Source organism: Streptomyces sp. NPDC002125, from assembly GCF_053593715.1.
Genome location: NZ_JBSFDD010000017.1, coordinates 51,901 through 65,642 on the forward strand (window position 1 = coordinate 51,901; position 13,742 = coordinate 65,642).

Below are 13,742 nucleotides of genomic sequence, written 5' to 3' on the forward strand. Positions count from 1 at the left end.
CGGTCCCCGATGGGTTCGGTCCCCGACTCGGCGGCAGTCGGTCCCCGATACGAATCAGGGACTTGAGCAGGCACTTTCTGCACGGGACGGTCGGTCCCCGTGCCTACGGCGCCCTCCTGTGTCCCCTTCCATCGAGAGGGTCCTGCCCCCGGGGCCGCGCCTGCTTCTGGAGTCGTGGTCCCCACGATGGTCCCCGCGTACCCGTCCTCGGTCCCCGGGCGTTCTCGCGCCGTCAAGGTCTCGACTTCAAGGACCGGTCCTTTCGCGTCGCTCGGTCCGCGGTCCCCGTTCGTCGTCGGCTGCGGGGGGACGGTGGCGGCCGGCGCGGTGTCGGGTTCCGGGGACCAGGGGGAAGGCAGCGGGACCGTGGCGAGCGCGAGTGCGTGCCGTCGTGCGGCGAGCTGGTCGAGTAGTTGTGTGCGCTGCAGCGGGTCGGTGCCGACCGAGGCCCTGCCGACCGCTGTCGACAGGCGCCGGGTGAGACGCCGCCCGCGTCGGCTCTGCTGCTGCTGGGGTGTGCGCTCGGCGAGCTTGGCGGCGAGGGTGACCGCGCGGGCGGTGGCTCGGTCCCGGGTGATCTGCGCGGCGTCGCGGTCTCGGGCGGCGATGCCGAGGCGGGACAGGAGCCGTTCGCGGGCCTCCCGGCCCAGGACGGCGATCAGCCCGTGGGAGGCGGCACCAGGAGTGTGCAGGCGCAGCTCGATCCCCATGGCGAGATGCCACAGCATCGCCGCCATGATCGGTCCGACGAAGGCCCGGACCGTGCCGCCGACGAGGCCGCTCTCAGCGAAGGCGGGGATCACCTGCACGCCGGTGATCACCCAGACCAGCGTGCCCGGCAGGCCGGGGGCGCCCTGGGTGGCCAGGTTCTGCCGGGCCATCAGGGCGGTCGCGAAGAGTGCCAGTTCGGCCGCGGCGAACATCATGATCCGCTCGGCGGTGCCGGCCATGTCGAGGTAGTCGGCGGCGAAGCGCCAGCTCGTGTCGGCGCTGTAGGCGGTGCAGCCGAGGGCGGCGAGCGCTGCGACCTTGACCGCTGGCCCGCCGCGACGCTTCTGCGTGCGGGTTGTCCGGCGCCGGGCCGCCCAGGCGGTCAGTACGAGAACCAGGGCGGCGGGCACGACGGCGGCGAGGAGGAGAGGGAGGTCCGGAGCGACACCGAGGGCCAGGACGGGATGGGTCATGCGGCCTTTCCGAGAGGGGACGTCGCCGGCGTCGACGCTGCCGGGCGGGGTACGGCCTGCTGGGTGCAGGGCTTGACGGGTGCAGGGCCGCCTGCTGCCGGAGCGGTCTTCTTCCGCTTCTTCTTGGGCCGTGGCACGCCGTAGGTGCGGTCGCGATCGAGGACCTTGTTGGCGGACTGCCGGAGCAGGTCACGGGCGTGCTTGCGGCTGATCTGCAGGGCGGCCCCGAGCCGGTAGGGACTCCAGCCACGGACGTAGGCGTGGTCGATGACGACCTGCCGCTCTACTTCGGTGAGATGGACGTCGCGTCCCCGGAAGAAGGCCGTCACACGCCGGTAGTCCAGGCGCTGGGGCAGACCATCGTGCAGGGGACGCCGCTCGGCCTCGGTGAGGCCGCCCCAGACGCCCTCCTTGAGGCCGTTCTCCAGGGCGAAGTCGAGGCAGTCATGTCGTACGGGGCACCAGCCGCACAGTTCCTTCGCCTCCGCGATCTCTTCGTGGTCCCGGGGGCCGGGGAAGAAGACCGCCTCGGCGTCCTCGACATCCAGGCCGTAGCAGGCTCCGCGGGTGTGCCAGCTGGTGTCTCCGATGCCACGCAGGCCGGTGGCCGGCGCGTCGTGGGTGGTGATGTGGTGCAAGGGGATCTCCGATGTGCTGCCGCGTCGGCCGCGGGGGGCCTCGAGGGCCGTCGAGGCGGACGCGGCGTCGGGGGCCGGCTGCGGCGCGAGAGCGGGCGCCGCAGCCGGGGCGGGAGGGTGTGTGGGGAGGGCGGTGCACCGGACGGGATGTACCGGCCTTGCTCGCAGGTCAGGCCACGGCGGGCTGCTGGACCTGCTCGGTCTGCCCGGCCTGCTGGACGGCAGCGAGGTCGAGGCGGCTGGGATGAGGCGCGCACTGGGAGGTGCCACGGGCACCGCCGTCGGGGCCGATCCTGCGGCGGCGGCACGGCTCACCGGGCTGGGCCAGGCACCCCTCCCACTCGCACGGGACACTCAGAGCGTCCGGCAGACCCTGCGCGACGGCTGCCTCGCGTGCTGCTCGGGCGGGCCGGTAGGGCGCGAGGGCGGCGCGGGCGGCGGGCGGTATGCAGGAGCCAACCTCCCGCAGCCTCGCCTTAAGCCGCGGATTGATCCCGTCACGACCGGTGGTAATCGCTCGGGCCTGGACGGGCTGCGCGATGCCGACGGCGACGGCGCGCCGGGTGCCGACCAACTCGGCGGTCCAGGCCGCCTGGTCGTCCGGGTCCGCGGACGGTGTGGGGTCGGAGTGGAGGGCCAGGCGGTTTCGCCGGTAGCTCTCCCAGGGGCGGACCACGTCCGCCGGCTGTATCTGGTAGGGCGAGGTGCGGTAGTGCTGGCGGGCGGCGACGCGGGCGTCCCAGCCGTGCGGGGTGGCTATCGGCACGTCACCGAGCAGCTCGTTCCACTGGGCGAGCTGATCGCGGGCCTCGCCCTCGTCGGTGCGGATGCTGCGGGGGTCGAGCCGGCCGATGTAGGCCAGCAGGGCGGCTATTTCGCGGCGGTCCACGGTCAGCCCTCCAGTCCGGTCGGCTCGTCGAGAGCGGCGAGAAGGGCGGCGGTATGGGCCTCCGCCCGCGTCATCCCGCCAGGCGCAGCGGTGTTCTTGCCGGGCACGGCGTGGAGGTTCGGGCGGCTGGGGGCGTGCTCCCGGGTGATCCAGGAGCGCCAGTCGGCAGCCCAGGCTTCCGCCGGCCTCGGAGCATGGCCTGCCCGGTGTGCACGCCACTTCGCGTCGGCGGACTGCAGGCCCTGCTCGCCGAGGCGGTCGAGGTGTCCCTGCTGGCGGGTCCAGGTGTGGGTGGCGGGGTCGACCTGCCACTCCGCAGCCGAGGTGACGGCAGCACCACTACTGCTGTACCTCCGGTTCAAATCAGGTTCACTACGGTTCTGTGTGCCGGTAGCCGGTACATCGCTGTGCCGGTGGCCGGTACGCCGCTGTGCCGGTTTCCTTCTGGACCTGCCGGTTTCCGGTACTGCCGGTTTCCGGCCCCTCGCGGGGGATTCCGGCACCTCACGAGGGCGGATTCCGTACCGCCGCAGAGCCGAGAGCCGGAGCTGCGCAGGGGCGGCCGGCTCGTCCGACACCGTTGCGTCCCCGTCCTCCCCCTGCTGCTCGCACCGGGCCTGTGCGAGAGCGTCGGCGGCGAGGGGCAGGCGGTAGACGGTGCTCCGCTGCGGACCGACGAGGTCGTCGAGCTGTTCCAGCTCGTCGGCGAGGATCAAGCGCTCGATGGCTTCGCGCACCGTGGAGACCGAGGCGCGTGTGCGCTTGGCCAGGCTGGACAGCGAGGCCCAGGAGATGCACTGGTCGTCGGCCACCCGGTCGGCGATCGACAGCAGGACCAGACGCGCAGCCCCTCGGCTTGAGCTGTGCTCCCACACCCACTCGCGGGCTTCGCTGCTCATCGGCCGCTCCCGAGGAGCAGGCGGGACCGGCGGCCCGCCGGGGCCAGGAGGATGCGGTCCGACTCGGGGAACTGAGGCGCCGAGGCGGAGGTGGCTGCCGCGCAGGCCGGGCGGAAGGGCCTTTTGCGCAGGGCGGAGCGCATGTAGGGTTCTCCTTTGGTGTTGCCACGCTGAGACGCCCCGTGGAAGGGATCAGCGTGGTGATGGTGGCGATCTCCGCCCTTGCTGGGGCGGGTACAGCCGTTAGGCGTCGGCGTCCGGGAGTTGCTGCTCTCGGACGCCGTCGCTGTGTCCAGGGACCTATGAAGCCTGGAGGTTGTACACGTCATTGCTCCTGGGCTCGTCCATGCGGGCGGTCTGCCCGGCGGGGACGACGAACATACGCACGGCGCCGCGTCAAGGTCCAGAGTTGGTTCTTAAACCCTGTAGAAGTCGCCTGAGCTGCGACGACGGGGGCGGAGCGATCATGGGCGGGTCCTAGCGCGTACGTATGCCGCGAAGACCGAACAAGGAGCGTCTGCTGCACCCTGCCGCCTCGCAACACTTCAGTGAAGTCTTGATCGGAAACCTACGCCAAAGTGATCCCTACCTGTCAACACTGAAGTGAAGGTCATCGGTCTTTGGCCTCAGGAACTGCACTGCAGTACAGTCCAGGGTCCAACGTCTAGATGGGAGGAGTTGGTGATGTCGGAGTCCAGCGGACCGGCGGAGGTGCCCGGTGGCGCGGCCGACGCGCGACGCTCTTTGGCCGACAAGCTCAACCACCTGTTCGAGACCAGGAAGAACCCGGCGACCGGGAAGCGCTACACCAACGCCGAGGTCGCACGGGTGATCTCCGTGTCGGAGAGTGCGATCTCGCAGTTGCGGACCGGGGCCAAGCCCAACCCCACCCTGAAGACCGTGGAGCGCCTCGCGGGCCACTTTCACGTCGAAGCGCAGTATTTCTTCGCGGACTACGACGCCGATGAGGCCGAGAAGGTGCGTGCCTCCATGGAGCTGATCGAGGCTGTGGCCGACAGTGAGGTGCGCGGTCTTGCGCTTCGGGCCAATGGCCTCTCGGCGGACAGCTTGAAGATGATCACGAACGTGATCAATCAGGCGCGCCGGTGGGAAGGGCTCGACAGGCCCGGTCAGTGATGTGACCTCTCTCACCTGCTGGGTGGATTTGCCTGGTATGCCGTACGTGATCCTTCAAGTCGCCCTGGGCAACCATCTGAACGTATGTAAAGCTCCGCTGGAACCACGCGGAATGGTGGGTTCCGGTTAGCGCAGACCGTGCCAGCGCTCATTCGGGGGCTACAGCAAGGATCTCGTCCATGTTCAATCGGCGATATGCGCGCAGAGAGGCGCAGCTGAGGCAGCTTTGTGAAGAGCAGTTGCGGGGGGTCGAGATATCTGATCCCTACGCGGTGGATGAAATATGCCGACAGCTCGCCATCCAGCGTGGCCGCCCTCTGTACCTACACGAATTGCCTGAGACCGGAGGGGCTAACGCTCCCTGCGGGATGGTTCTCTCTTTCGACCATGGGGATTACGTCTTTCACGTGGCGGCTACGAGCGAGCGCCATCGTGCGCAGATCGTGCGTCACGAGCTAGCGCACCTGCTGCTCGGGCACGCCGGTAGTAATGAGAGCGTCGTTCAGTCCTTGCTGAGAGTCCTCCCTGACGGGGTCGACCCCTCTGCTGTGCTCTCCGCTCTCGGCCGGACGAGCTATGACAGCGAGACCGAGTATGACGCCGAGATGGCTGCCTCCTGCCTGGGGGAGCTTTTCCATGATCTTGCCCACTCGGGCCGCGAGCACGGCCGGTCCGGCGCGGTGTCGCGGCTCGAAGACGCTCTCGTCCATCCACGGAGGAACCGCCGCTCATGAGCACATCCACCATCGTCGCCGGCGTTCTCTGGCTGGTGGCTCTGTGGCGACTGCCGTCTATCCGGCACTCTCACAAGCAGCGAAGCCTGGCGCTGACCCTGGTGACTCTCGCGGTTGCCATGACGTTTGAGGTCCCGCCGGTCAAAGAGGCGGTTGATGCCGCCGTCGGTGCAGATGCCAGGCTATCGCCGCTGTTGAAGCACCTGCTCGGCGTTACCTCGGCGGCGTACCTGCTCGACTTCGTCATCGCAGTCGTTCGACCCCAGGGCCTGGCGCGTCGCACACGACTGGTGGCGGCCGGCGTGACGCTGCCCCTCATGCTTGCCTTCTACGCCTTGGCTAACTGGACGCCGGGAGGGCCGGTCAGGCTCGGGGGAGGGCGTGCTGCCCTCTTTCCTGTCCTCTATATGGCGGTCTTCACGCTGTACATCGGCATTGCCATGGTCGTAGCCACGTGGCTGTTCCTTAGCGGGGTGCGTCACAGCCGGACTCTCCTTGGGAAGGCCGGCCTCGGATTCCTGGGCTTGGGGACCCTGTTGGGAAGCCTGTACGCCATACAGCGCATTGTCTTCGTGACGGTTCAGCTCGCCTCTGGTGCCAACTATCCGGACTTGGAGAACCTGCTCTCCACAGCGCTTAAGCAGGCGACGGTCCTGTCGGTCGCGCTGGGTGTCTGCTTGCCTCCTCTCTCCGTCGCCGTGGAGTACGCCGCGGCGTGGAGCACTCTGCGGAAGCTGCGACCCCTCTGGGTGCAGCTCACGGAGGCAGCCCCGTATGTGGTGCTGGCGACCTCCGTAGCCAGGAGGCGCATCCCCTTCCGGTTGGAACGCTGCGTAATCGAGATCGAGGATGCCTGCCTAGCGCTCCGCGAGTACGTGTCAGTCGACGTTTACGCAGAGGCTCGGAAATTTGTCCGCCAGGAGGGGGTCGACGCGCAATACTCCGATGCGGTTGCGGAAGCCTGCTGGTTGCGTACAGCCGCCCAGTGTGCTCGAAGTGGGGTTCGTCTGCAGGGTGTTGAATATCCGCCCCTCGGTGTCACAGGGCGAGACAGGGCGAGTGAACTTTCATGGTTGCGTACCGTTGCCAGCGCATATCTATCCTCGCCGGTTGTTTCAGCTTTTGCCCGGCAAGAAAAGTCGTCTGTCTTCCGTGGGCAGGGCGATGCGGAAAGGATCTCTTCGCATGACAACTGATGTTCGCGCCAGCGAGTCACAGCTGGCCCGCCGTATCACGGACTGGCTTGAGCCGAAGAACTGGATTATCGCCGTCACGCTGTTGGTCGGTTGGCGCACCGCGCAATGGGCGGGTGTGGCGTGGGGAGTGGTCGGTGCTCTTTTCGCGGCTGTCATCCCGATCACCTTCATTAAGTATGGAATTCGCAAGGGCCATTGGGGCGACAGACACGTTGGGGCGAAGCGTGCGCGTCTCATCGTGATGGCTGTCATCCTGCTCTCCGTAGCTACTGGCATCGTCTTGATGCTTGTTGCGGGGGCGCCTCGCACCATGGTTGCCCTCATCGTCTCGATGCTCGTGACGTTGGCGATCCTCACCGCGATCACCTTTGCCTGGAAGATCTCCGTCCATCAGGCCGTGTCTGCGGGCGCCTGCGCGATGCTTGTGCAGACTTACGGCCCGTGGATGGCTTTCGGCTTTCTCTTGGTCGTTGTCGTTGGCTGGTCCCGTGTCGAACTGCGTGACCACACACGCAACCAAGTGATCGCAGGGACGATCCTTGGCACCATCGTGGCCGCAGCCGTCTTTCACCTGGCGCGTTGATCTGACACCGTCCGCCGGGAGCGAGATGGTCGGCTTCTTCGGCGGCAATGATCATCTCGGGCTTCGGCTGGTTGGTGGATCCAACGTTCGACTAGCTCTTTTGCGTTGGTACGGAATTCCATGAGCTGCTCTCCCACCAGGAACGGATGGGAGCGGCTCCGCTGCCCTTGGCGAGGGATCCGTCCGGACGGCGGTCAGGCAGGCCGAGGAGTTGCTGCTCGATCGGGGTGAGGGCGGCGTCTTTGCGGAGGTTAGTGGTGGGGTCGTCGACGGGGTGGAGCCAGCGGTAGCCGTACTGGAGCATGAGGGCGATGCGGGGTTGGCCGGAGAGGTTGATGCCTCCGGTGTGCCAGACCCTGTTCTCGAAGAGGACTGCGTCGGTCCCAGTGATGTCGGGCGTGACGGCGCCGGGCGGGTCGATTGCGCCGGTGGGAACGACGGGTTCCTCGGTGAGGAGGTGGCTGCCAGGGAGGAACATGGTCAGCCCGCAGCCGGGGGTGACGGGGGTGAGGTAGTGAGCGGCCTTGATTGCCATCCGGGGGGTGCTCGGGAAGCCGAGGTCGGCGGTTACGCCGTACATGTCGCGGTGCCAGCCGTGGCGCCCGGGGATGCGGATGGTGCGGGGCGGGCCGCTGGGCAGTGCGATGAGGTGGGCGGAGAGCAGGTGGATGTTCGGGCTGAGGAGCTGGACGACGGTGGGCAGGACGGCCGGGTTGGCGAGGAGCGGGAGGAAGGCGCCGTCGAGGTTGAGGCATCCGCGGAAGCCGTCCTTGCCGTCGCCCCCTCGGTCGCGGCCTTTGGTGATGTCGCTGGCTAGCAGCTTCTCGGCGGCGGTCAGGAGCCGGTCGCGAAGGGCCGGGGTAATCGCGTCGCGCACGACCGTGTACCCGTCGCGTTCGAAAGCGTCGAGGGTGCCTGCGTCTGGGGCGACAGGCGGGAGCGGGGACCTCATGCCGGTATCTCCTTCGGGTTGTCGGTGAGGTTGGTGGCGAGCTGCCACAGGCCAGCGTCGTCAAGACCGCAGAGCTGGCGAAGGCGGTTCTGGGAGACGGGGCGGCTGGGGTCGCGGTAGCCGAGGACGGTGAGCCGGGGCCCGGGGTGGCGGCGTCCGAGGAGCGCGTGGATGTCGGCGGGGTGTCCGCTGGTGGCCAGGACGATTGGCGCTCGGGTGCCGAAGTGACGAGCGAATGTGTCCGGGGCGAGGGCGAGAGGGCGGGAGCCGTCCTCGGCCAGGACCGTGAGGTCGTGGACGTGGACGTACTGCACGCGCAGGCCGGGGCGTTCGGCGCGCAGCCGCTGGGCGAGGGTGGTCAGGGCCTCGGCGGGCAGGTCGCCGGCGGAGGCGAGGACCAGGCCGGGTTCGCCTGAGCCGGGTTGGGTGAGGTGGGGCCAGATCGCGATGCCGTGCCGCAGTTCCTCGTCGAGTGTCCCCAGGGGGTGCTGGACCGTGGTGTGCTTGCTGGCGACGACGATCGTGCACCGGTCCAGCTTGCGCAGGGCGAAGGTGAGGGTGGCGGCGGTGCGCGCGGGGTCAGCGGGGGTGAGGACGTGGAGCGTGGGGTCGCCGCTGGCCAGAAGCGCCGAGGTAAGGCTGGGATTTTGGTGGGTGAGGGTGTTGTGCCAGCCCAGGCTGGTCAGGAGGTAGACCAGGCTGGGCAGCGGGGCGAGCCCGGCGTGCCGGCGCACCGCCCGGTGTTTGAGCTGCTGCTGGATGAGGCTGAGCGTGATCGGCGCGAACGCCTCGTAGGTGGCGACGAGCGCGTGCCGGCCGGTCTCCGTGTAGCCCTGGGCCCAGGCGTGGCACAGCTCCTCGCTGAGGACTTCCACCGCCCACGGCGCCGGGCGTCCGTGTTCGTCGGTGAGGTCGAGGCGGTTGGAGGCCAGCTCGTCGGGGCTGAACACGCGGAACGCTCCCTGCCCGGCGCGGGCTCGCAGGACCTCGGGGACTACCTGCGCGAACGGGCGCCCGGCGGCTTGGGCGGCGACCTGGGTGGAGGCGGCGACGCACCCGCGCGGTGCCGGGAGGCCGGCGGGCTCGGGCCGGGGTAGGGGGAGCGCGGGCAGCAGGTGAGGCCGGGGCCGGCCGCTGGGGGTCAGGAGCTGGGCGGGCTGGTAGGAGGCCAGCCAGTCGGCGAGCGCGTCGAACTCGGCGGGCACTTCGGCCGGGTCGCGCAGCGGCGTCTTGTGGACCGCCGGGGTACCGGCGAGGTGGGCGGGGGCGCCGTGGCCCTTGTCCAGGGTGAGCACAAGGACGCTGGAGGGCCCTGGGATGCCCAGGGGCTGGGCAGCGCCGAGGGCTTCGGTCACTGCCTGGCGGAGCTGGCCGATGTCGAGGCCGTCGCTGTAGACGGGCCGGTGGCCGAGGCCGGTGAAATAGGCGGTGAGTTCGGTGCGGCTCAGGGTGGACAGTACGCTCGGCCCGCCCATGCGCATCCTGTTGAGCAGGACGACGGGAAGGACGGTGCCGTGGTCGCCCGTACCGTGCAGGGCGCGGGTGGCGAGCCAGGAGGCGGCGGTCGTTCCGGTCTCGCACTCTCCGTCGCCGATCAGGACCACCGACAGCCGGTGGGCGGCGTCGAGGACGGTGCCCTGCCCGATCGCGAGGGCGGGCCCGAGCTGGCCTCCGGTGTGCAGGTGGCCGGGGATCATCGGGGTGATCTCCCCGCCGATGTCGGCCCGGGGGAAGCCCGCGACGAGTTCGCCTAGCCCGGCCTCGCCTTGGGACAGATCGGGATGGGCGCGGCCGAGCCGGCCGGTGAGGTAGGCGTGGGCGAGGGCGGAAGGACCGGCGTGCCCGGCACCGTGCAGGACGTGCAGCTCGTAGCCTTCGGGCACGGCTGCCTGGAGCGGGCCCAGGGCGGCGAGCATCCGGTTGACGGGCGGGCACACCCCCCAGTGGCCGACCGGTCGAGTCTTGACGTCGGCCGGGGCCAGGGGCCGGGCCAGGAGCGGGTTGTCGCGCAGGTAGAGCTGGGCGAGACAGAGGTAATCGAGCGCGTCGGCGACGGCGGCGACCGAGACGTCGGGCACCAGGCGGTTCGAACGGCGGGCGAGGTCAGCCCACATAGGGTCCTCCTGCCGGGGCGAGCGCGGCTTCGACAGCGCGGGCGTGGACGGTGCCCTCCCGTTCCAAGCGCGCGGCGGCGCCCGCGGGGCAGTCGACGATGGTCATGTGCCGGCCGTGCGGGCAGATCCCGCCGTCAACGACCGCGGCGATGCCTGCCTCCGTGGTCTGGTCGAAGGCGGTGACGTGGTCGGCGGTGAGGGCCGGGTGGTCCTGGTCGCCGGCGGCAGGGGCGGAGATGCTGCACACGGCGGCGGCCAGCGGTTCGCCGACCAGGGTGACCAGCTGTCCCAGGATCCCGTTGGGGCAGCCGACGAGCGCCGGGGAGCCGACCGCCGCGACGGGCTCCACCCCGGGCTTCCACGGAAGACGTAACGCGAGGTCCCCCGGCCACAGGTCACCGGTCAGTAGGCGGGCGTCGTCGCTCAGGTCGAACAAGGTCTCGGCCGTGGCCGGGTTGTCGAGCAGGAGCAGCAGCGGCTTGGTGCGGGGGCGCTGCTTGATTCGGAAGACCGCGCTGGTGGCGTCGGTGTCGGCCGCGCGGGCACACAGCATGTACCAGCGGGGCGTGGGCACGGCGACCACCTTCCCGATGGCCAGGAATCGGGCCGCGTCGGGGAGCTGGTCGCGGGCGAGGATGTCCATGGCGTTCTTCCCTCTCACACGGTTCCGGGGCGGGTGAGTGCGGCGAGTGCCGGGTACTCCAGCCACGGGTCCGACAGAGCGCGAAGGGCGAGGTCGGGGTGCTGGGCGTGGCTGACGCGGAAGTACGCCATCACCCTGGGTGTGCTGCTCGCGTTGATGCCGACCCGGTGGGGGACGAGGTGGTGCATCACGATCACGTCGCCGGGCTCGGCAGTGAGAGCGGTGCCGTCCTGGGCGTTGATGTCGTCGGGGGTCTGGGCCGGCTGACCCAGGACCCAGTCCGTGGCGAAGTAGTCGGCCATCCGGTGATGCCCGCCGGGCACGTAGTGCAGAGCGCCGGCGTCCGCGGTGGCGCCGCCGTCCAGGACGACGCCGACGATGAACGTGAACGTGCGCAGATCGCGGGGCTCCAGGTGCGGGCAGGAGACGCCGTCGACATGCATCCGCTTCACCGGCTGCTCTGCGGAGTGCGGCATCCGGATCTGGATCTGTGCCCGGGTGACCGGGGCGGTCCTCGCGGGCCGGAGCAGGTCTCCGGCCAGCTCGGCCAGGCCGCTTCGCTGGTAGAGGGCGAGGAGGGCGGGGTGTTCTTCCAGTTCGGGGGCGAAGCTGCGGTCGGTGTAGGCGGTGAGCCGCGCGGGGTCGTACGCCTCGGCTAACCAGTCGCTGACGAGGTCACGGGCCCGGGACAGGACTTCGCCGTGGACCAGGCCACGGCGTATGAGGACGCCGTCGTCGAGGAACCGGCGCCGCTCGTCGTCGCTCCACGTCTGAGGTCGGGGCATGGTGGTTCTCCTTCCGGAGGGACGGGACATAGAGCCGGAGCGGGGAGTGGGCCGCCCCGGCGTAGAGGGAAGAGCGGGTTAGCTGCGCCGACCGAGGACGACCTGGAAGGAGGCGTGCTCGATCAGCCCGCCTGCGGCGGTGTGTTCGTCGAGCAGAGCTCGGGCACGGCGCTCGAAGTTCTCGACTCGCTCGCCGAACAGCGGCCGGGCGGCGAAGGAAGTCGAGTACAGGTAGCCGATCACGCCGTCGGTGGTCCACTCTCGCTCGACCGCGATGGTGTGCTCCTCGACCTGGCCGAAGGCGGACTCGGCGAGGATCTCGCTGTATGGCCGGTCGTGCGCCTCGTACTTCTTGCCCACTCCGGCTCGACGCTTCTCGCCCAGGTATTCCTGGATCAGGGCCCGCAGGGCGTCGGTCCACCCGGTGCGTGCGGTCCACAGGCTGCCGTCGCCCATGACCGCGACGGTCGCGTCCGGCGCGGTCATGCCCTCCAGACGCGACAACACCACCTCCTGGTCCATCCAGTGGAACGCGCGGCAGACCGTGACGAGATCGGCCCGGGTGGAGGTGCGCGGGGTGAACTGCTCGGCCGAGGCGTTGTGCAGGCGGACGGTGACCGGCAGCCCGGCGAGCGCCTTGTCTGCCTCGGCGAGCATGCCCGCGTCCTGCTCGACGACGTCGATCTCCGTCACCGTCCCGGCCAGGGCGAGGGGGACCTGTCCGGTGCCGGACCCGAGGTCGAGCAGGACCCGGTGCTCCTTGCCGGCCACCCGCCGCGCGAGCAGCTCGACGGCCTCCTTCGGGATGCCGGGCCGGTAGGCGGCGTAGAACGGGGCGGTGGTGTCGAACTGGCTCACGGGGTGGTGCTCCTGATCGTGTGGGGTGACGGAAGGACGGTTTGCTCGATGTGCCCGACCGCGCGGGCGAGGTCGGGTACGACCGTGACCCGCCCGGGGTGCTCGGCCAGCAGCCGGAGGGCTTCGGCCGACGGCGGGCGCGGGGTGATCCACAGAGCTTGGGCTCCGGCGGCGAGGGCGCCGCGCACGTCGTAGTCGAGGCTGTCGCCTACGTGCAGGACCTCTGAGGGATCACGCTCGTGCAACAAGGCAATAGTCTGCACAGCGCGTGGGTCGGGCTTGGTGAACCCGAGCTGCCAGGAGGGGTGGTGGGCCCGCAGGTGGGGGGCGAGAAGGGCGGCGACGTCGGTCTCCCGCTCGTCCCAGTGGCTCACGTTCGACAGGGTGACCACTGGCACGATCCGGGCGATTCGTGCCACCGCCACTACCGCGCCGGGCCACAGAGTGAAGTGAGGCGGGCGGTGGTCGTGGGGGAAGGCAGACGGCGCGAGACCCAGAGCGGCGCACACCGTCTGCGGCCCCGACGCATCACGGCGCGGGTCCAGGGCGTGCAGGATCCGCTGGGCGACCTGCTTCGCCTCACGGGCCGGGAGCGGGGACAGCTCCACCAGGCGCTGCGTCAGCGTTGTCCCTGACGGCTCGCCCAGGGTGTATCCGACATCGAGGCTCACCAGCCGCACCCCACCTGCGTTCACGACAGACCCGCCAGAGCCGCGATGATCAGGCCGATCCGCTCGGTGCGCACTGGCCCGGAACCAGCTTCGCTGAGGAAGGTCAGCAAGTGCCGGGCTTCGGCCGGCGACCAGCTGCTGGTGTCGACACCGGCCTCGGCAGCAGCCTGGGCGAGGTCGTCGGGGATCGTCGGCGGGCGGGCGCCGTGCGGAATCAGCAAGGTACCGCCCCACTCCTCGCCGTCCTGCGACTGGGGCAGGACGGAGACGAGGGGCGCCAGAACGGTGACGTCGTCGAACGTGAGGATCCGGACAGGGAGGTCGGGCAGGCGCACCGGCTGGTCGAGGCGGAGAGTTGTCGACAGGAAAGTGTCGTGTCCGCTCAGCCGCTCGTCCACGACGAGCAGGACGGCTCCTTCGCGCCGCTCCAGACGTCCGCGGACCACTAACTCACTTGTG

The 13,742-nt window shown here is 69.8% G+C and carries 15 protein-coding genes; 4 read left to right on the forward strand and 11 right to left on the reverse strand.

Features of this window, described 5'->3' with window-relative positions:
- The 4 genes from ACWCQM_RS26200 to ACWCQM_RS26215 form a co-directional block, all read right to left on the reverse strand.
- The coding region (locus tag ACWCQM_RS26200) for a hypothetical protein (protein ID WP_450917571.1) at window positions 1-1,184 on the reverse strand (1,184 nt) is incomplete at its 3' end.
- Window positions 1,181-1,822, reverse strand: a complete 642-nt coding sequence (locus tag ACWCQM_RS26205) for a WhiB family transcriptional regulator (RefSeq protein ID WP_299528195.1) — start codon at window positions 1,820-1,822, stop codon at window positions 1,181-1,183. The genes ACWCQM_RS26205 and ACWCQM_RS26200, both read right to left, overlap by 4 nt.
- A 169-nt stretch (window positions 1,823-1,991) precedes the next feature.
- On the reverse strand, window positions 1,992-2,711 hold the full coding sequence (locus ACWCQM_RS26210) for a zinc finger domain-containing protein (RefSeq protein WP_450917572.1): 720 nt from the start codon (window positions 2,709-2,711) through the stop codon (window positions 1,992-1,994).
- A gap of 2 nt (window positions 2,712-2,713) precedes the next feature.
- Window positions 2,714-3,610, reverse strand: a complete 897-nt coding sequence (locus tag ACWCQM_RS26215) for a helix-turn-helix domain-containing protein (protein ID WP_299528198.1) — start codon at window positions 3,608-3,610, stop codon at window positions 2,714-2,716.
- A 684-nt stretch (window positions 3,611-4,294) separates the two neighbouring features.
- Here ACWCQM_RS26215 and ACWCQM_RS26220 point away from each other — a divergent pair.
- The 4 genes from ACWCQM_RS26220 (at window position 4,295) to ACWCQM_RS26235 (ending at window position 7,260) form a co-directional block, all read left to right on the forward strand.
- A complete protein-coding gene (locus ACWCQM_RS26220) occupies window positions 4,295-4,747 on the forward strand; it encodes a helix-turn-helix transcriptional regulator (RefSeq protein ID WP_450917573.1) in 453 nt (150 codons plus the stop codon).
- Window positions 4,748-4,926: 179 nt separating this feature from the next.
- Window positions 4,927-5,481 carry a secondary metabolite protein gene (locus ACWCQM_RS26225; RefSeq protein ID WP_299528202.1) on the forward strand — a complete coding sequence of 185 codons (555 nt, stop codon included), beginning with the start codon at window positions 4,927-4,929 and terminating at the stop codon, window positions 5,479-5,481.
- Window positions 5,478-6,677 carry an MAB_1171c family putative transporter gene (locus ACWCQM_RS26230; RefSeq protein WP_450917574.1) on the forward strand — a complete coding sequence of 400 codons (1,200 nt, stop codon included), beginning with the start codon at window positions 5,478-5,480 and terminating at the stop codon, window positions 6,675-6,677. Before ACWCQM_RS26225 ends, ACWCQM_RS26230 begins: the two co-directional genes overlap by 4 nt.
- Window positions 6,667-7,260 (forward strand): hypothetical protein, encoded by a 594-nt coding sequence (locus ACWCQM_RS26235; RefSeq protein WP_450917575.1) that lies wholly within the window; start codon window positions 6,667-6,669, stop codon window positions 7,258-7,260. The genes ACWCQM_RS26230 and ACWCQM_RS26235 overlap by 11 nt, the downstream gene beginning before the upstream one ends.
- A 91-nt stretch (window positions 7,261-7,351) precedes the next feature.
- Here the strand turns inward: ACWCQM_RS26235 and ACWCQM_RS26240 are convergent, their stop codons facing one another.
- The 7 genes from ACWCQM_RS26240 to ACWCQM_RS26270 form a co-directional block, all read right to left on the reverse strand.
- Entirely contained in the window at window positions 7,352-8,212 is an 861-nt protein-coding gene (locus ACWCQM_RS26240) for a phytanoyl-CoA dioxygenase family protein (RefSeq protein ID WP_299528208.1), read from the reverse strand.
- Window positions 8,209-10,326, reverse strand: a complete 2,118-nt coding sequence (locus tag ACWCQM_RS26245) for a phosphoketolase family protein (RefSeq protein ID WP_299528210.1) — start codon at window positions 10,324-10,326, stop codon at window positions 8,209-8,211. The genes ACWCQM_RS26240 and ACWCQM_RS26245 overlap by 4 nt, the downstream gene beginning before the upstream one ends.
- Window positions 10,316-10,969, reverse strand: a complete 654-nt coding sequence (locus ACWCQM_RS26250) for an L-threonylcarbamoyladenylate synthase (RefSeq protein ID WP_450917576.1) — start codon at window positions 10,967-10,969, stop codon at window positions 10,316-10,318. Before ACWCQM_RS26250 ends, ACWCQM_RS26245 begins: the two co-directional genes overlap by 11 nt.
- A 14-nt stretch (window positions 10,970-10,983) precedes the next feature.
- Window positions 10,984-11,754, reverse strand: coding sequence for a phytanoyl-CoA dioxygenase family protein (locus ACWCQM_RS26255; RefSeq protein WP_450917577.1), 771 nt, complete (start codon window positions 11,752-11,754; stop codon window positions 10,984-10,986).
- Window positions 11,755-11,832: 78 nt separating this feature from the next.
- Window positions 11,833-12,612 carry a class I SAM-dependent methyltransferase gene (locus ACWCQM_RS26260; RefSeq protein WP_450917578.1) on the reverse strand — a complete coding sequence of 260 codons (780 nt, stop codon included), beginning with the start codon at window positions 12,610-12,612 and terminating at the stop codon, window positions 11,833-11,835.
- Window positions 12,609-13,283 carry an HAD family hydrolase gene (locus tag ACWCQM_RS26265; RefSeq protein ID WP_450917579.1) on the reverse strand — a complete coding sequence of 225 codons (675 nt, stop codon included), beginning with the start codon at window positions 13,281-13,283 and terminating at the stop codon, window positions 12,609-12,611. Before ACWCQM_RS26265 ends, ACWCQM_RS26260 begins: the two co-directional genes overlap by 4 nt.
- A 20-nt stretch (window positions 13,284-13,303) precedes the next feature.
- Window positions 13,304-13,681 carry a hypothetical protein gene (locus tag ACWCQM_RS26270; RefSeq protein WP_267081116.1) on the reverse strand — a complete coding sequence of 126 codons (378 nt, stop codon included), beginning with the start codon at window positions 13,679-13,681 and terminating at the stop codon, window positions 13,304-13,306.
- Window positions 13,682-13,742: the final 61 nt, after the last annotated feature.